Origin of the sequence: Limnohabitans sp. MMS-10A-192 (assembly GCF_003063335.1) — a bacterium.
Classification (GTDB): domain Bacteria; phylum Pseudomonadota; class Gammaproteobacteria; order Burkholderiales; family Burkholderiaceae_C; genus Limnohabitans_A.
The window spans coordinates 36,613-53,672 of record NZ_NERX01000001.1; the positions used below are offsets into that span (position 1 = coordinate 36,613).

17 protein-coding genes and 1 tRNA gene are annotated in these 17,060 nt (G+C 61.6%); 10 read left to right on the forward strand and 8 right to left on the reverse strand.

Translation table 11 applies throughout. The features are described from left to right. Positions 1-8: 8 nt before the first annotated feature. Positions 9-1,061: a UDP-N-acetylmuramate dehydrogenase gene (gene murB, locus B9Z43_RS00205; RefSeq protein ID WP_108322173.1), complete on the reverse strand. Its 1,053-nt coding sequence runs from the start codon at positions 1,059-1,061 to the stop codon at positions 9-11. A 41-nt stretch (positions 1,062-1,102) separates the two neighbouring features. Here murB and B9Z43_RS00210 point away from each other — a divergent pair, with 41 nt between their 5' ends. Continuing rightward, positions 1,103-1,588: a YajQ family cyclic di-GMP-binding protein gene (locus B9Z43_RS00210; RefSeq protein WP_108322174.1), complete on the forward strand. Its 486-nt coding sequence runs from the start codon at positions 1,103-1,105 to the stop codon at positions 1,586-1,588. 60 nt (positions 1,589-1,648) lie between these two features. Here the strand turns inward: B9Z43_RS00210 and plsY are convergent, their stop codons facing one another. From plsY to B9Z43_RS00230, 4 genes are all read right to left on the reverse strand, one after another. Continuing rightward, the gene (plsY, locus tag B9Z43_RS00215; RefSeq protein WP_108322175.1) at positions 1,649-2,278 is read right to left on the reverse strand and encodes a glycerol-3-phosphate 1-O-acyltransferase PlsY; all 630 of its coding nucleotides are present in this window, start codon (positions 2,276-2,278) and stop codon (positions 1,649-1,651) included. 28 nt (positions 2,279-2,306) lie between these two features. Next, positions 2,307-2,798 carry an aminoacyl-tRNA deacylase gene (locus B9Z43_RS00220; RefSeq protein ID WP_108322176.1) on the reverse strand — a complete coding sequence of 164 codons (492 nt, stop codon included), beginning with the start codon at positions 2,796-2,798 and terminating at the stop codon, positions 2,307-2,309. A 9-nt stretch (positions 2,799-2,807) separates the two neighbouring features. Beyond that, entirely contained in the window at positions 2,808-3,869 is a 1,062-nt protein-coding gene (locus B9Z43_RS00225) for an aldo/keto reductase (RefSeq protein WP_108322177.1), read from the reverse strand. A gap of 84 nt (positions 3,870-3,953) precedes the next feature. Continuing rightward, positions 3,954-5,714, reverse strand: a complete 1,761-nt coding sequence (locus tag B9Z43_RS00230) for an acyl-CoA synthetase (RefSeq protein ID WP_108322178.1) — start codon at positions 5,712-5,714, stop codon at positions 3,954-3,956. A gap of 25 nt (positions 5,715-5,739) precedes the next feature. On the opposite strand from B9Z43_RS00230, the gene B9Z43_RS00235 reads away from it, so the two are divergent. The 7 genes from B9Z43_RS00235 to B9Z43_RS00265 all read left to right on the forward strand — a co-directional run bounded on the left by B9Z43_RS00235 (position 5,740) and on the right by B9Z43_RS00265 (position 12,789). Continuing rightward, on the forward strand, positions 5,740-6,657 hold the full coding sequence (locus tag B9Z43_RS00235; protein ID WP_108322179.1) for an alpha/beta fold hydrolase: 918 nt from the start codon (positions 5,740-5,742) through the stop codon (positions 6,655-6,657). Positions 6,658-6,722: 65 nt separating this feature from the next. Next, a complete protein-coding gene (locus B9Z43_RS00240) occupies positions 6,723-7,253 on the forward strand; it encodes a hypothetical protein (protein WP_233249945.1) in 531 nt (176 codons plus the stop codon). A 69-nt stretch (positions 7,254-7,322) separates the two neighbouring features. Continuing rightward, positions 7,323-8,427, forward strand: a protein-coding gene (gene prfB, locus B9Z43_RS00245) for a peptide chain release factor 2 (protein ID WP_108322181.1) whose coding sequence is annotated in 2 segments (ribosomal slippage) — positions 7,323-7,403 and positions 7,405-8,427 — 1,104 coding nt in all. Because the reading frame shifts where the segments join, the coding sequence is not laid out codon by codon here. A gap of 33 nt (positions 8,428-8,460) precedes the next feature. Continuing rightward, positions 8,461-11,163 (forward strand): aminopeptidase N, encoded by a 2,703-nt coding sequence (gene pepN, locus B9Z43_RS00250; RefSeq protein ID WP_108322182.1) that lies wholly within the window; start codon positions 8,461-8,463, stop codon positions 11,161-11,163. A 34-nt stretch (positions 11,164-11,197) separates the two neighbouring features. Further along, entirely contained in the window at positions 11,198-12,202 is a 1,005-nt protein-coding gene (locus B9Z43_RS00255; RefSeq protein WP_108322183.1) for a class 1 fructose-bisphosphatase, read from the forward strand. A 13-nt stretch (positions 12,203-12,215) separates the two neighbouring features. Then, positions 12,216-12,291 (forward strand) — tRNA-Thr (locus B9Z43_RS00260). Positions 12,292-12,387: 96 nt separating this feature from the next. Then, positions 12,388-12,789, forward strand: a complete 402-nt coding sequence (locus tag B9Z43_RS00265) for a 5-fold beta-flower protein (protein ID WP_199222220.1) — start codon at positions 12,388-12,390, stop codon at positions 12,787-12,789. Positions 12,790-12,892: 103 nt separating this feature from the next. Here B9Z43_RS00265 and B9Z43_RS00270 read toward each other — a convergent pair whose 3' ends face one another. The 3 genes from B9Z43_RS00270 to B9Z43_RS00280 form a co-directional block, all read right to left on the reverse strand. Continuing rightward, complete coding sequence (locus tag B9Z43_RS00270) at positions 12,893-13,375, reverse strand: DUF4148 domain-containing protein (protein ID WP_108322184.1); 483 nt, start codon at positions 13,373-13,375, stop codon at positions 12,893-12,895. A gap of 150 nt (positions 13,376-13,525) precedes the next feature. Then, the gene (locus B9Z43_RS00275; RefSeq protein WP_108322185.1) at positions 13,526-14,416 is read right to left on the reverse strand and encodes a hypothetical protein; all 891 of its coding nucleotides are present in this window, start codon (positions 14,414-14,416) and stop codon (positions 13,526-13,528) included. Positions 14,417-14,534: 118 nt separating this feature from the next. Further along, complete coding sequence (locus B9Z43_RS00280; RefSeq protein ID WP_233249946.1) at positions 14,535-15,275, reverse strand: MipA/OmpV family protein; 741 nt, start codon at positions 15,273-15,275, stop codon at positions 14,535-14,537. Positions 15,276-15,354: 79 nt separating this feature from the next. Between B9Z43_RS00280 and B9Z43_RS00285 the strand changes: the two genes are divergently transcribed. Together B9Z43_RS00285 and B9Z43_RS00290 are read left to right on the forward strand one after the other, a co-directional pair. Continuing rightward, on the forward strand, positions 15,355-16,080 hold the full coding sequence (locus tag B9Z43_RS00285; protein WP_233249947.1) for a CoA pyrophosphatase: 726 nt from the start codon (positions 15,355-15,357) through the stop codon (positions 16,078-16,080). Positions 16,081-16,088: 8 nt separating this feature from the next. Continuing rightward, positions 16,089-17,051, forward strand: coding sequence for a CobD/CbiB family protein (locus B9Z43_RS00290; protein WP_108322186.1), 963 nt, complete (start codon positions 16,089-16,091; stop codon positions 17,049-17,051). Positions 17,052-17,060 lie beyond the last annotated feature (9 nt).

Below are 17,060 nucleotides of genomic sequence, written 5' to 3' on the forward strand. Positions count from 1 at the left end.
CAGAAACTTCAAATGACTACGGGCTCAGGCTCCAGACGAATCCCAAAGCGCTCGTACACGCTGGTCTGAATGGCCTTGGCCAGCGTCATCACCTCGCCCCCGGTGCAGGGGTTCTCGCGCCCGCCCCGGTTGACCAGCACCAGCGCCTGCTTTTCATAGACCCCAGCGTGCCCCACGGTCTTGCCCTTCCAGCCGCAGGCGTCGATCAGCCAGCCCGCAGCCAGCTTGATGCTGCCATCGGGCATGGGGTAATGCACCACCTTGGGCTCGCGGGCGATGATGTCGGCGCATTGCTCGGGCGTGACGCTCGGGTTTTTGAAGAAACTGCCCGCGTTGCCGATCACGGCCGGATCGGGCAGTTTGGCGCGGCGGATGGCCACCACCCAGTCAAAAATCTGCCGGGCATCGGGGTTGTGGATGCCGGTCTCGGCCATCTTGCGTTCCAGGTCCAGATAGCCCAGCTCGGGCTTCCAGCGCTTGGGCAGCGCAAAGCGCACACGCAGGATGACCGCCCTGCCCGCCAGGCCCAAACCATCCGCGCCGCCTGAGGCGTGCTTGAAGACCGAATCACGGTAACTGAAGCCGCACTGCGCGGCGTTCAGGCTGAACAGCTCGCCCGTCAGCATGTCCATCGCGTCGAGCGAATCAAAGCGGTCTTGCAGCTCCACGCCGTAAGCGCCGATGTTTTGCACAGGCGATGCGCCCACGGTGCCGGGAATCAGCGCCATGTTTTCCAGGCCCGGATAGCCGTGGTCCAGCGTCCAGGCCACCAAGTCGTGCCAATCCACGCCTGCGCCCGCTTCGACCACCCAGTGCTTGTCAGTCTCACTGGCCAGACGAAGGTCCGGCACCTCGACCTTGAGCACCAGCGCCTTGACGTCGCCGGTCAAAACGATGTTGCTGCCGCCGCCCAGCACCTGGCGCGGCAAAGTGGCCAGTTGGGGGTCGGCCAGTACGGCGCGCAAGTCGTCTTCTGAGCGCACACGCACCAAAGCCTGGGCTTTGGCGACGATGCCGAAGGTGTTGTACGGCTGCAGGGGGACATTTTTCTCAAGGAACATGGGACAATTGTCGCATTCACAACCCACGGATTTTTACCGCCATGCCCTCGTTTGATACCGTTTGCGAACCCAATATGGTCGAAGTGCGCAACGCCGTTGACACTTCCGCCAAAGAAATCGGCACCCGTTTTGACTTCAAAGGCACCTCTGCCAACATTGAACTCAAGGACAAAGAGATCACGATGTTCGGCGATGCCGAGTTTCAGCTCACGCAAGTCGAAGACATCCTGCGCAACAAGCTGACCAAACGCAACGTGGACGTGCGCTTTCTGGACATTGGCAAGGTCGAAAAAATCGGCGGCGACAAGGTCAAGCAAGTGGTCAAGGTCAAAAACGGCATCGAGACCGAAGACGCCAAGAAGATCACCCGCCTCATCAAGGACAGCAAGATCAAGGTGCAAGCGTCCATCCAGGGCGATGCGGTGCGGGTGACCGGTGCCAAGCGCGATGACCTGCAAGCGGCCATGGCGCTTTTGCGCAAGGACATGACCGAGCTGCCGCTGTCGTTCGACAACTTCCGTGACTGAACGAAAAAATGGCGGTGCTGCTTTGCGCAGACCGCCTTTTTCAGACACAAGCCTGATGCGTCAGGCTTTTTTTGCGCCCAATTTCGACTCGGTCCCCGCCAGCAGGCGGTTGATGTTTTCACGGTGACGCCACACCAGCAGCAGCGCCATGACCGACAGGCACAGCACCTCGGCCCCAGCGGCTTGCCAGGCCACGCCGTCACCGAACAGGTAAAACACCGGCGCAAACACCGCCGCCACCATGGACGCCAGCGACACATAGCGGCTGAAATACACCACGATGGCAAAGGTGCCCACGGTGGCCAGCGCCAGCAGACCGTTCACGCCCACCAGCACCCCCACCGCTGTGGCCACGCCCTTGCCCCCTTTGAAGCCAAAGAACACCGGGTACAAATGCCCCAGAAAAGCCGCCAGGCCAGCCAGGGCGGCCACGCCCGTGCCCAAACCATAAGGCTGGCCAAAAGCCAGCACCAGCGCCACGGGCAACCAGCCCTTGAAGGCATCCAGCAGCAAGGTCAGGATGGCCGCTTTTTTACTGCCCGAGCGCAACACATTGGTGGCCCCGGGGTTCTTGCTGCCGTAGCTGCGCGGATCGTTCAGGCCCATCAATTGGCTGACGATGACCGCAAAACTGAGCGAGCCCACCAAATACGCGGCCAGCACCGCGCCCACTTGCATCAACCATGCCATCGGAATCTCCCTTGTTTTTGAATTGGCGTCATTCTGCCAGCGCGCAATTCACCGGCTGGGCGTCCAGCAGTTGCACACACACCTGCGGGTCGATGCCCAACAGGTAACCGCGCCTGCCGCCATTGATGCAGATGCGCGGCAAAGCCAGGATGCTTTCTTCGATGTAAACCGGCATGGCCCGTCGCGTGGCAAAGGGCGAGGTGCCGCCCACCAGGTAACCACTGTGCCGGTTGGCCACCTCGGGCGCACACGGCTCAATGGATTTGAGACGCACTTGCCGCGCCAGGTTTTTGGTCGACACCTTGCGGTTGCCGTGCATCAGCACCACCAGCGGCTTGGCGTCCTGGTCTTGCATGATCAAGGTCTTGACCACACTGAACGGGTCCATGCCCAGCACCTGCGCGCTGTGCTGGGCACCGCCGTGCTCCAGGTACTCGTAAGGGTGTTCGGTGAAGCGCACCCCGTGCTGGCGCAAGAGCGCCGTGGCCGGGGTTTCGCTGACTTTGTCTTTCTTGGCCATCGCCAAGGATCACAAAGCGGGGTCGCGCATTTCCCAGCGGATCGCGTCGATCGCCTTGAGCACTTCAGGTGACAGCTGCGTCGACCAAGCTGCCAAGTCTTCGTTCAATTGGGCCACCGAGGTCACGCCAATGATGGTGCTGGCCACGCTCCAGCGGTGGTAGCAAAACGCCAGTGCCATCTGGGTGGGCGTCATGCCGTTGTCACGGGCCAGCTGGTTGTAGCGACGCGCGGCGACCAGCGCCTCTGCACGGCCCCAGCGCTGCTTGCGCACCGAGTCATACCGGGCAATGCGACCGCCATCGGGCACCAGTGGCCCGGTCACATCCAAGTCATCGTACTTGCCGGTCAACATGCCAAAACCCAAAGGCGAATAGGCCAGCATCGACACATTCAGTCGATAGCAGGTTTCGTCCAGCGCGTTGTCATACGTGCGGTTGACCAGGCAGTAAGGGTTTTGCACCGTGGCCACGCGGGGCAAGCCGTGCTGCTCGGCCAGACGCACAAACTCGTGCACACCATAAGGCGTTTCGTTGGACAAGCCGACGTAACGCACCTTGCCCGCCTTGACCAGTTTGGACAAAGCCTCCAACTGCTCATGCAGGGACGTGGCCGACTTGTCCTTGCTGGGATCAAAATACGCCATGCCGAACGCGGGCACATGGCGCTCGGGCCAGTGGATTTGGTACAGATCGATCACATCGGTCTGCAGGCGGCGCAAGCTGCCTTCGCACGATGTGAGGATGTCCTGCCCAGTCAGGCCCGACCCCTCGCGCACCCAAGGCATGCCACGCGATGGGCCGGCCACTTTGGTGGCCAGCACCAGCTTCTGGCGGGCTCCGGGGTTTTTGGCAAACCAGTTGCCAATGTAGGTCTCCGTGAACCCGCACGTCCCGGCGGTCGCGGGCACGGCATACATCTCAGCGGTATCGATGAAGTTGATGCCCGCTTCCAGCGAGCGGTCCAAAATCGCATGCGAATCGGCTTCATTGACCTGCTCGCCAAAGGTCATGGTGCCAAGGCAAATGGGCGTGACTTGCAAATCGGATTGGCCGAGTTGAACGAGTTTCATGGTGTTTCCTGTCGGTATGGCAATGGGGTGAGACAAGCCGCGCTTGGGGCTCGTCCTGTTGGGCTTATTTTGTCACGGGCGGGCTCAGGCTTTTGTCGCCGAAGCTCGGGCCTCTTCCTGCAGGCGCAGCACACGCCGCTGCACCTTGCCAGTGGTGGTCATGGGCAGGTGGTCGATGAACTCGATCTCTTTGGGATATTCATACGGCGCGAGCAGACCCCGCACATGCGCTTGCAGTTGGCTGCGAACCTCGTCGTCAAACGCCTGGCGACCTTTGCCTTCTGGCCTTTGGGCCAGGCAGTCGGGCGACATCACCACATAGGCCTTGACCAGGGCACCCCGGTCAGCGTCAGGCTTGGGCACCACAGCGGCATTGGCCACAGCGGCGTGTTTGACCAGGCAGTTTTCGATCTCGCCGGGGCCGATGCGGTAGCCCGCCGCCTTGAACATATCGTCGGTGCGCCCTTGGTACCAAAGGTAGCCGTCCTCATCGCAGACGGCCATGTCGCCAGTACGGCACCAGTCACCGGTGTACTTGGCCGAGGTGGCTTTGTCGTTGTTCCAGTAGCCCAAAAAGAACACCGGATCGGGATGGCCGTGCACATCCAACCGGTTGACAGCCACCTCGCCAGGTGTGCCTGCGGGGCACAGCTGGCCAGCCTCGTCGATGACGGCAACTTGGTGACCAGGGTAAGCCTTGCCCATGCTGCCGGGCCGCGCTGGCCACAGGCGGGCGCAATTGCCCACCACGTAATTGATCTCGGTCTGGCCAAACATTTCGTTGACCGTGACGTCCAATTGCTTTTGGCAGTAATCAAACACCGCATCGCCCACAGCCTCGCCCGCACTCATCATGGCTTGCAGCTTCAGGCGGTAGCGGACCTTCACATCGGGCACGGCCTTCATCATGGCCTTGAGGGCAGTGGGGAACAAAAACGTGTGCGTCACGCCATGGCTTTGCAAAATTTCAAACGCCGCCTCGGGCGAAAAGCGCCCGTTGAACGCCACGATGGGGCGGCCAAAGTACAGGCTGGGCAACAAGGCGTCCATCAGCCCGCCCGTCCACGCCCAGTCGGCCGGTGACCAGAACACCGCCTTGGACGCTTGCTGGGCTTGGAAAGGGTCAAAGCCAAACCAGTTCTGGCTGCAGACAAAGCCCGTCAAGTTGCCGATCAAGGCGCGGTGCGGGATCAAGGCGCCCTTGGGGTTGCCGGTGGTGCCGCTGGTGTAGATCAACACGGCCGGATCGTCGGCCAATGTGGCCACCGGCTTGAACTGCGCCGGGCTCGCCGCACAGGCCTTGGCGTAATCCAGGTCTGCCGCAGCTGCAGCCTCGCCGACACCGATCAGGCATTGCAAACCCGGGCAATCGGGCCGCGCTTGCTTCAAGGCGTCCACGGTGGACTCGTCGCACACCGCTACACGCGCCTGGCTGTCGTTGATGCGAAAAGATAAGGCCTCAGGCCCAAACAACATCGACAGCGGCATGGCCACCGCACCCATTTGCAGTACCGCCACATAGGCCACAGCGGTTTCAAAGCGTTGCGGCAAAACAATCGCCACACGGTCGCCGCGCCGAACGCCTTGCTTTTGCAAAACTTGGCTCAAGCGGTTGGCCGCATTTTGCAATTGGGCAAAAGTCCAGCTGCGCCCCAGGCCCTGCCCGGCCACGTGTTCACGAATCGCCACACGCCGGGCCGTGGCCGCTTGAGCGGCCCATTGGCCGCAACAAGCCTGCGCCATGTTGAAGCGCTTGGGCACTTTCCAGCCAAAGCCTTGGTGAATGGCGCTGTAACGGTCTGGCACCTGCGCAGTGCGGCGGTCATCGGTGTGACTGCGTGTCATGGCTTGTCTCCTTATGATCGAAAGTATGTACCAAGTTTTACGCCCCTCCATCAGCTCCTGGGTGCCGCTGCGCGGCTGCCAGTACCACGTGCGACAGTGGGGCACGCCCGCAGCAAGCGCCACACCTTTGGTGCTGGCCCACGGCTGGATGGATGTGGCCGCTTCTTACCAGTTCATGCTCGATGCCTTCAGCGAAGCCTTTGTGCAGCAAAGGCCCATCATCGCCTTCGACTGGCGCGGCTACGGGCTGACCGAAGCCCCCGCCACCGACAGCTACTGGTTCCCCGACTACCTGGCCGATCTGGACGCGCTGCTGGACACGCTCTACCCCGGTCAAACCATCGACTTGGTGGGCCACAGCATGGGCGGCAATGTGGTCATGATGTATGCGGGCGCCCGCCCCGAGCGCATCCGCCGCCTGGTCAACATCGAAGGTTTTGGCATGCCCGCCACCCGCCCCTCGCAGGCGCCTGGGCGCATGGGCCAGTGGCTGGACGAACTCAAGGCCACCCGCCAAGGCGACAAAGACCTCAAGACCTACACCAGCGCAGACGGCGTGGCCGCCCGCCTGATGAAAACCAACCCCCGCCTGTCACAAGACAAGGCCGACTGGCTGGCCCTGCATTGGGCCCAACCCGACGCCAAGGGCCAGTGGCGCATCCTGGGTGACGCGGCCCACAAGGTGATCAACCCTTACCTCTACCACGCCGAAGAAACGCTGGCGACCTACAGCCGCATCGGCTGCCCGGTGCTGGCGGTGGAAGCGACCGACGACTCGCTGGGCTTGTGGTGGAAAGGCAAATACACCTTGGACGAATACCACGAGCGCCTGAAGTCTGTGCCGCAGGTGCAGATCGCCCGCATCGAAAACGCCGGGCACATGCTGCAACACGACCAGCCCGAGCAACTGGCACAGATGCTGGAAAACTTCCTGAGCAGCTGAGCCGCCCGGCCTTTACACAAGAGCACTAAAATCCGCGCCAACATCAATATTCAGGGATTTTTTCAGTGCGTCACCTCACCATTGCATTGCTCAGCACGGCCCTTGCCAGCCTGTTGGCCAGTGCCACAGCACACGCCGGCACGTCCGAGCATTACTGCCCATCCTTTTTGGCCGTTGACGGCGCCCCCGAGCCTGCGCACCGCGGTGAAATCGTGTTCTCCCCTTACACCCACCACTGGAGCCACAGCCCGGAGCACAAGCCCGTGGTGCTGGTGGCCCTGGACGAGCAATTGCCCGGCAACCGCTTTTGCGGCGTGGCCCTGTTCAGCAACTCCTTTGGCCAACCCTCCACCTATGTGTACGCAGGTCAGCAATTCAACAACATGCTGGGCAACCCCAACTTGTTCGTGAAGGTCACCGCCGGCATTTTGTACGGCTACGTGGGCCAATACAAAGACAAAGTGCCCCTTAACCACGGTGGTTTTTCGCCCGCCATCATCCCGTCGATCGGCTACCGCTTGACCGAGCACGACTCGGTGCAAGTCAAAGTGCTGGGCACCGCCGGCCTGATGTTCCCCTACGGCCGCAGCTTTTAAGACCTTGCCCGGCCTGCCCGGGGACCAAGTCATGAGAAAATGTCCGGTTTACCGAACCGGACTTTCCCCATGGACGCAGAACACATCAACCAAATTGGCGCATCCCTCACAGACCTGACCGCTCGTACCCACGAGTTACGGGGGTATCTTTGACTACGATGCCAAATCTGAACGGCTGAGAACCGTCAACGCATCGCTCGAAGATCCCACGGTCTGGAACGACCCGAAAAAAGCCCAGGAACTGGGCAAAGAGAAAAAAGCACTCGACGGCGTGGTGGTCACCATCACCAACCTGACCAGCGAGTTGGCCGACAACCTTGAACTCTTCGAGATGAGCAAGGAAGAAGGCGACGAGGACGGCCTCAAGACCATCGAAGCCGAAGCCGCCAAACTGGCCAAGCTGGTGGAAGACCTCGAATTTCGCCGCATGTTCCGCCACGAGGCCGATCCGCTCAACTGCTTTGTCGACATCCAGGCCGGCGCAGGGGGCACAGAAGCCTGCGACTGGGCCAGCATGCTGCTGCGCCAGTACATCAAGTACGCAGAACGCAAGGGCTTCAAAGCCACCGTGGAAGACGAAACCCCGGGCGACACCGCAGGCATCAAGGGCGCGACCATCAAGATCGAAGGCGAATACGCTTTTGGCTTGCTGCGCACCGAAACCGGCGTGCACCGCTTGGTGCGCAAAAGCCCCTTCGACTCGTCGGGCGGTCGCCACACCTCGTTTGCCTCCTTGTTTGTGTACCCCGAGATCGACGACTCGATCGAGATCAACATCAACCCGTCTGACGTGCGCACCGACACCTTCCGTGCCAGCGGCGCGGGCGGTCAGCACATCAACAAGACCGACTCGGCCGTGCGCCTGACGCACATCCCCACGGGCATCGTGGTGCAGTGCCAAGACGGTCGAAGCCAGCACAGCAACCGCGATGTCGCTTGGCAACGCCTGCGCTCGCGCCTGTACGACTTCGAGATGCGCAAGCGTCTGGAAGAGCAGCAAAAGCTGGAAGACACCAAGACCGATGTGGGCTGGGGTCACCAGATCCGCAGCTACGTGCTGGACAACAGCCGCATCAAGGATTTGCGCACCAACGTCGAAATTTCGGCCACCCAAAAAGTGCTCGATGGCGACCTCGATGCGTTCATCGAAGCCTCACTGAAACAAGGCCTCTGACACAGTCAGGCCTCAAGCAAAACGGAGTTAGTGATGCGTGAAGGACAACCCACAGCGATCGAGCGCGAGGCGTACACCGCCCCGGCTTTCTGGATCGATACCGTCGATCTGACCTTTGATCTGGACCCGGCCAAAACCCGCGTCCTGAACAAAATGCGCCTGCGCCGCAACCCCGATGTGGCGGCACAAGCCCTGCGTCTGGATGGCGAAGACCTCAACCTGGCCCGCGTGCTGGTCAACGGCGGTGGCACCTCCTTCAAGATGGACGGTGCGCAGCTGGTGCTGGAGAACCTGCCCGAAGGCACTGAGCCCTTCGATCTGGAAATCTTCACCACCTGCAACCCCGAGAAGAACACCCAGTTGATGGGCCTGTACGTGAGCAACGACTCGTTCTTCACCCAGTGCGAGGCTGAAGGGTTCCGCCGCATCACCTATTTCCTGGACCGTCCGGACGTGATGGCCAGCTACACCGTCACGCTGCGGGCTGACAAAGCCAAGTACCCCGTGCTGCTCTCCAACGGCAATCTGGTTGAGCAAGGCGCACTGGAAGACGGACGTCACTTTGCCAAGTGGCTCGATCCGCACAAAAAGCCCTGCTACTTGTTTGCGCTCGTCGCGGGCCAACTGGTCGCACGCGAGCAGCGCATCTTGAGCCGATCAGGCAAAGAACACTTGCTGCAAGTGTTTGTGCGCCCCGGCGATCTGGACAAGACCGAACACGCGATGAACTCGCTCATGGCCAGCGTGGCCTGGGACGAAGCGCGCTTTGGCCTGCCGCTGGACCTGGAGCGCTTCATGATCGTCGCCACCAGCGACTTCAACATGGGCGCCATGGAAAACAAGGGCCTGAACATCTTCAACACCAAGTTTGTGTTGGCCAACCCGAACACCGCCACCGACATGGATTTCGGCAACATCGAATCGGTGGTCGGCCACGAGTATTTCCACAACTGGACGGGCAACCGCATCACCTGCCGCGACTGGTTCCAGCTCTCGCTCAAAGAAGGCCTCACGGTCTTTCGTGACCAAGAGTTCAGCCAGGACATGGCGGGTGAGGCCAGCGCCCGCGCCGTCAAACGCATCGAAGACGTGCGCGTGCTGCGCACCGTGCAATTTGCCGAAGACGCCGGCCCCATGGCCCACCCGGTGCGCCCCGACAGCTACGTCGAGATCAACAACTTCTACACCGTCACCATCTACGAAAAAGGCTCCGAAGTCGTTCGCATGATGCAGACCCTGGTGGCCAGCCCCGCTGACCTGCAAGGCCGTGACGGATTTGCCAAGGGCATGAAGCTCTACTTTGAGCGCCATGACGGTCAAGCCGTGACCTGCGACGACTTTGCCCAAGCCATTGCCGACGCCAACCCTGGTTCGGCCCTGGCGCACAACCTCGGCACCTTCAAGCGCTGGTACAGCCAAGCCGGCACACCGCGCCTGCAAGCGCGTGGCAGCTACAACGCCGCCGAGCGCAGCTACACCCTGACCCTGTCGCAAAGCTGCCCCGCCACACCCGGCCAGGACAGCAAACAACCCTTCGTGATCCCGGTCACGCTGGGCCTGCTCTCGCGTGAAGGCCAAGCCCTGTCCTTGCAACAAGCTGGCAGCGCGGACGTCTTGCCCCAGCAAACCCTGGTGCTGACCGAAGCCAGCGCCAGCTACACCTTTGTCAACCTCGACAGCGAACCTGTGCCCTCGCTGCTGCGCGGTTTCAGCGCCCCGGTCGTGCTCGACGATGGCCTGAGCACCGCCGACCTGCTGTGTTTGCTGGCCCACGACAGCGACCCCTTCAACCAATGGGAAGCCGGTCAACGCCTGATGCTGCAAAGCGCGGTGCAAGCCCTGGCGCAAGACAGCGCAGGCCCTGTGCTGTCCGACGAGCTGGTCTCTGCCCTGCGCAACGTGCTGCGCCACCCCGGTCTGGATGCGGCCTTCAAAGACCTGGCACTCACCCTGCCGTCCGAGAACTACATCGCTGACCAGCTCAGCGTGGTGGACCCGCAACGCGTGCACGCTTTGCGCGAAGCCATGCGTTTGCAACTGGCCACCGCCTTGCAAGCCGACTGGCAATGGGCCTGGGACGCTCACAAGAACAACGGCGCTTACTCGCCCGATGCGCAATCCAGCGGCCGCCGCGCCCTGGCCGGTCTGGCCATGGGCATGTTGTGCATCGCTGCCGTGCAGGTGGGTGACGATGTGACACCCGGCCGTGTGTACCAGCAGTTCAAGGACGCCAGCAACATGACCGACCGCTTCAACGCACTGTCGGCCCTGGTGGTCAGTGGCCATGCTTTGGCCAACGATGCATTGGCGCTGTTCCACAAACTCTTCCAGCACGAAGCCCTGGTCATCGACAAATGGTTTGCCCTTCAAGCCGGTGCGCCCGACCGCGCTGGCGATGTGCTGCCCCGCGTGCGCCAGCTCATGCAGCATGCCGACTTCAGCCTGCGCAACCCCAACCGCGCACGCAGCCTGATCTTCAGCTACTGCAGCGCCAACCCCGCCGCCTTCCACCGCGCCGATGCCGCAGGCTATGTGTACTGGAGCGAGCAAGTGCTGGCGCTCGATGCGATCAACCCCCAAGTGGCCGCCCGCCTGGCCCGCGCCATGGACCGCTGGAGCCGCCTGGCCGAGCCCTACCGCAGCGCGGCCAAAGTCGCCATCGAACGCGTGGCCGCCAAAGCCGACCTGTCCAACGACGTGCGCGAAGTCATCAGCCGTGCATTGAGTGCAGCTTGAACCGACACCGCACGAACCGAATCAAGGAAACCCCATGAGCAAAATTTCCCTCTCCCGCTACCTGGTGGAGCAGCAACGCGACAAAGGCCACATCCCGGCTGACCTGCGCTTGTTGCTCGAAGTGGTGGCCCGCGCCTGCAAGAGCATCAGCCACGCTGTGAACAAAGGCGCTTTGGGCGGCGTGCTCGGCAGCGCTGAAAGCGAAAACGTGCAAGGTGAAGTCCAGAAAAAATTGGACATCATCGCCAACGAAGTGCTGCTCGAAGCCAACGAGTGGGGCGGCCACCTCGCGGCCATGGCCTCCGAAGAGATGGACAGCATCTACCTGGTGCCCAACCGCTACCCGCAAGGCGAATACCTGCTGCTGTTTGATCCTTTGGACGGGTCGTCCAACATCGATGTCAACGTCAGCATCGGCACCATCTTCAGCGTGCTCAAAAAACCCGAAGGCAACCAGGGCGTGACCGAGCAGGACTTCCTGCAAGCGGGCAAGCAGCAAGTGGCCGCTGGCTACTGCGTGTATGGCCCGCAAACCACCTTGGTGCTCACCGTGGGCGACGGCGTGGTCATGTTCACCCTGGACCGCGAGCAAGGCTCTTTTGTGCTCACCCATGAAGACGTGCAAATTCCTGCCGACACCAAAGAATTCGCCATCAACATGAGCAATATGCGCCACTGGGACGAGCCCGTGCGCCGCTACATCGACGAATGCCTGCAAGGCAAAGAAGGCCCACGCGGCAAGGACTTCAACATGCGCTGGATCGCCAGCATGGTGGCCGACGTGCACCGCATCCTGACCCGTGGCGGCGTCTTCATGTACCCCTGGGACAAGCGCGAACCGCAAAAAGCCGGCAAGCTGCGCCTGATGTACGAAGCCAACCCCATGAGCTGGCTGGTCGAGCAAGCCGGTGGCGCCGCCACCAACGGCAAGACCCGCATCCTCGACCTGCAACCGGGCCAACTGCACGAACGCGTGAGCGTCATGCTCGGCTCCAAGAACGAAGTCGAACGCGTGACCAGCTATCACGCAAAGGTATAATTTTTGAAGGTCAGCCGGTGTAGCTCAGTCGGTAGAGCAGCTCATTCGTAATGAGAAGGTCGGGTGTTCGATTCATCTCTCCGGCACCAAAACATCAGGGTCAGCAGATCAAAGTCTGCTGACCCTTTTTTATTTTCTGCTTCCGCGTGAACAGAGAAACGTTCTCGCAAATTCGAACATTGACCATGCCCAAACCCATCCGACTTTTCGCCGCCCTGCTGCTCTTGGCTCTTGGCCTGGGCAACGCCTTGGCCCAGCGCATGTACGACAGCAGCGGCAGGCAGTTGGGCCGGGTCGATGCCGAGCGGTTTTACAGCGCATCAGGGCATCAGATCGGGCGTGTGGATGGCGATCGGATTTACGACGCCTCAGGGCGGCAACTGGGGCGCATTGATGGTGAGCGGGTTTACGACGCATCGGGCAGGCAGCTGGGGCGCATCGATGGCGAGCGGCTGTACAGCGCCTCGGGCTCGCTGATGGGGCGGCTCGATGGCGAGCGGATTTATGACGCATCGGGCCGACAGATCGGCCGCGCCGATGGTCTGCGCCGCATGCAGATGATCGTGTACTTTTATTTCTTCATGTGAGCGGCGCATTGGGAGGCCGTATTAACGACTCAGCCGCCAACAAAGTGAGCACCCTGAAGGCGGCTTGAAGACCCGCACCGGACTGTGCGTCCGGTGCATAGCTTCACTTGGCGGGATAACGGTTGGGGTACTTCTCGCGCATGGTCATACCGGTCTCGCCGTCGGCTGGAATGTTGCCCAAGCGTTTGGCTTCTTCCAGCTCGGCCTTGACTTGTGCGCGGGTTTTGGTCGGGCCTGAAGGTTTGGCCGGGTAACGCCCGGGGTTGACTTCGCGCTCTTTGAGGTTGGACTCGTTGGCGCACATCACATCGCCCGTGCGCTTGGCTTCTTCGAGTTCGGCTTTGACTTGTTCACGTGTTTTACCCGGGGTGCCTGGCGCTGAGGGGTAGCGCGAGGGATTGGCTTCGCGCAGGGTGCGACCGCTTTCGTCGCCGCAGGGCATGTTGCCGGTGCGCTGGGCTTCTTTGAGCTCGGTCTTGACCTGTTCGCGTGTTTTACCGCCTGCAGGGTCTTGTGCGAATGCGTTGGAGAACAAGGCGGTCAAAAAACTCATGAGGATCGGGGCGATGATTTTGGAATGACGCATAGGGGCTTCCTTTTTGGATTTAAAAACGGAAGCCCAATTTATCAACCAGCATTCTTGCAGACAGTGGGTTGACGCACACAAAGCGCAGCGCCGCACCCATGAAAAAAGCCGCTCACCCGAGCGGCTTTGGAACAACAGGTCAGCGCCTGATCATTCGTCGGTGTCGGGCGGCAAGCCTTCAAATGCCGCAGGCACCGCTGGGCCAGTGACCACGTTGCGCAGGGTTTCGCGCAGCATTTTCTTTTCGGGCAGGCTCAGGGCGCGGGCCAGGCGCTGGCGCATGCGCAGCAGCAGTTGGCGGTCGACTTCTTGCGGAATGCCTCGGCTGATTTGCAGGGCGTCCTTGAGGTCTTCACGCAGGTCTTCGGGCTCTTCTTCCCACCAGGCGCTGACGACTTCTTGCATGGATTTGCGCAGCTCTTCGACGTCTTCCACCGCCAGGCCCATGCCGGTGGGCAGCTTGCCTTGCAGCATGTCGGCCAAGGCTTGCGAGTTGACCACCACGCGGCGGTCGGCCTGAGCCAGCAGACGGGCCCAACCCGGGTCGGTGCGGACCATTTGGGGCATGTTGCGAGCCGATTCGTCGGCCAGCAGGTGCACGCTCAGGCCGCTGAGCTGGGCTTCGTCGATGGTGGCCAAAAAGCGTTCATCGTCGCTGGCCACCAGCACGTGGTCGCAGGCATGGTGCTCGGCCAGTTGCTTGAGGTCGTGGCCCAAAGAGCGCAGCAGCGATGCGCCGCCGTCGGCGTCATGCGCTTGCACCAGGCGCACGATCTGGTCGTCGATAACCAGACCGTCGGAGCGGTCGCTGTACCAGTAAATGCGTTTGAGGTCGACGTCCAGCGCCGAGTGCGCCAGCGCTTGCGACAGCAAGCTGAGCAGGCCTTGGCGGTTGACGGATTCGCCCGTGGCCCCCAGGGCGCCTTGCTGGGCCATCCAGATCAGGAATCGGCCGTCGATAAGGGCCATGCAGGTGCCGCTGCGTTGTTCGCCAAAACGGCGGTCAGAACGGGGGGCTTGAGAGAAGTAATCACGCTTCATGAGTAAACCTATACGAATAAAAAGAAAACATAGCGCTGCTAAAGAATGCAACGTGTCTCATTTTACGGCGGCTTGAGCCCAGAGCCCATGCTCTACGGCCATCATGCAAACGCAGACGTCACTTCCAGGTGTAGGTCAGGGCGGCATACCCGGTGGCTTGGCCAGACCGGTCGACCAAGGGGCTGTTGCGCACGGCGCTGTCCCACGCGCGGTAGCGCCCCAGCAACTGCAAAGCCCAAGGCCCTTGCAAGGGCACCGTGGCGTGCAAAGACAGCACGGGCACCGTGGACGCTCCAGCTTGATAAACCGGCAGGCCCGCAGAAGATTGCGCAGCTGTCACGCCGTACAGGTGCTGTACATAGGCCGCGCTGCGGTGCTCCAGGCCCAGCTGGGGGTACAAGGTGGCCTGGCCCAGGGCCAGTTTGCCCGTCCAGGTCAGCTCCAGCAGTTGGCCGCCTGAGGTGGCGTCGTGAAAGACGTAGGCGAACACGCCGCCCATGGCGGTGCGCTGAAAAGTGCCCAGCCCCACCGGCACGGGCGCCGAGCGGTCACCGGCGGTGCTGAAGTCGGTTTTGTGGGCCTTGAAGCCCTCTGTGCTCACGCGGGCTGCCAGCTCCAGATGGCCCTCGCCCATGGGCAAGGCCTTGACGCCGAAAGTGTCCACACGCGCATAAAAACGGCCGTAATCACCGTAGACATAGGGCATGGCCGTGACGGTGCCGCGGGCGCCCTGCACCACCGGCTGACTGGCAACCAGCATGCCGCCAGCATCGCCAACAAAGTGGTCAGGAAAGGCCGACTGCGCCTGCGCGACCGATCCAGCCGCCAACAAAATTCCAAACGTGTGTTTCATGCGCATGGTGTTTCTCCTTCAATGAATTGTGCCGCATGGCCTGGTCGTCTGCGAGGCGCCGCTGTGGTCGGTTATAAATGCCGCTGTGACCCAACCTTTGTCCATCGATCCCCGCACCGCACCCATTGAACGGGTTGACCATGATTTGCCCGCCGTGCCTTGGGCGCAGATGCAGCCCGATGCCTTGCGGGCGCGTTTTGCGCAAGCACCGGTGTGGACCCCCGAGGTGGTGCGCGAGCCACAGTTCTCGAGCCGTGCACCCGCAAAGGCGGCGGTGCTGGTGCCGATTGTCATGCGCGGCCCGGCGGCGTCCGAGCCCACCATATTGTTGACTCAGCGCACTGCGCACTTGTCGACCCATTCAGGACAAATTGCCTTTCCGGGCGGCAAGGTCGACGCCGAAGATGCCGATGCGCAAGCCACGGCTTTGCGTGAAGCGCAAGAAGAAGTTGGCCTTGACCCACGCCATGTGCAGGTGATTGGCCAGTTGCCGCTGTACATCACCGGCAGCGCGTTTTGGGTGACGCCGGTGATTGGCTTGGTCTCTCCTGAGATGGCGCTGCAGCCCAACCCCGATGAGGTGGACGATGTGTTCGAGGTGCCTCTGGCCTTTTTGATGAACCCTGCACACCACCGCCACCACAGCATGATGTGGCAAGGGGCGCAGCGGCAGTGGTTTTCCATGCCTTACCAGGAAAGCCGCGTCGCCGCCGATGGCGAGCAGGCGTCGGTTGAACGCTATATTTGGGGGGCGACAGCGGCGATGCTGCGCAACCTCTATCGTTTTTTGATAGCCCACCCCGCGGGATGATTTGAGCCATGAGTTTCTTTTCTCTTCTTTTGGCGCTGGTGCTTGAACAAGCCCGCCCTTTGCTGCCACAGAACCTGATCTACCAGTGGATCGGCAACTGGACGGCCTGGGTGGCACGCACTTTTGATGCCGGTGTGCGCAACCAAGCCTGGGTGACTTGGGGCATCACCATCGTGACGCCCGCCTTGTTGGCCATGCTGGTGCATTGGTACCTCGACTGGGGTCTGGGCTGGTTGTTTGCGGTGTTATGGAATGTGGCGCTGCTGTATCTGACTTTGGGATTTCGTCAGTTCAGCCACCATTTCACGGCCATCCGAGAGGCGCTCAACGATGGCGACGAGAACAAAGCACGTGAGTTGTTGGCCGAATGGCAACAGGTGCAGGTTGGTCAAATTCCACGCAGCGAGATCGTGCGCCATGCGATCGAATATTCGGTGATTGCCGCACACCGCCATGTGTTTGGTGTGTTCTTCTGGTATGCGGTTTTATCGATCGTGGGGCTGGGCCCGGTCGGTGCTGTGGTGTATCGCCTGACCGACTTTGCTCGCCAGCACTGGCAACAAGAAACGACCGACGGTTCGGTCACCAGCCCGGTCCTGCAAGACGTGGCCACCAGCGCTTGGACAGCATTGGACTGGCTGCCATCACGCATGACGGCTTTGGGCTTTGCGATTGTGGGCAGCTTTGAAGACGCCATGGACGGCTGGCGCAACCATGCGCAGAACTTCCCAGACGACAACGATGGGGTGATCCTGGCCGCCACGGCCGGCGCGATCAACATCCGCCTGGGTGGAGCGGCTTTGCAAGGGGCCAATGAGCCCGACGGCGACGACACCGCAGGCGGCAGCAGCACGCCAGGGCGCACACCCGAATTGGCGCACTTTGCCCAAGTGGTGGGGCTGGTGTGGCGCACCGTGATCATGTGGTTGGTGCTGGTGGCCTTGCTGACCATGGCCAAGCTGGTGGGCTGAGCGCCCTTT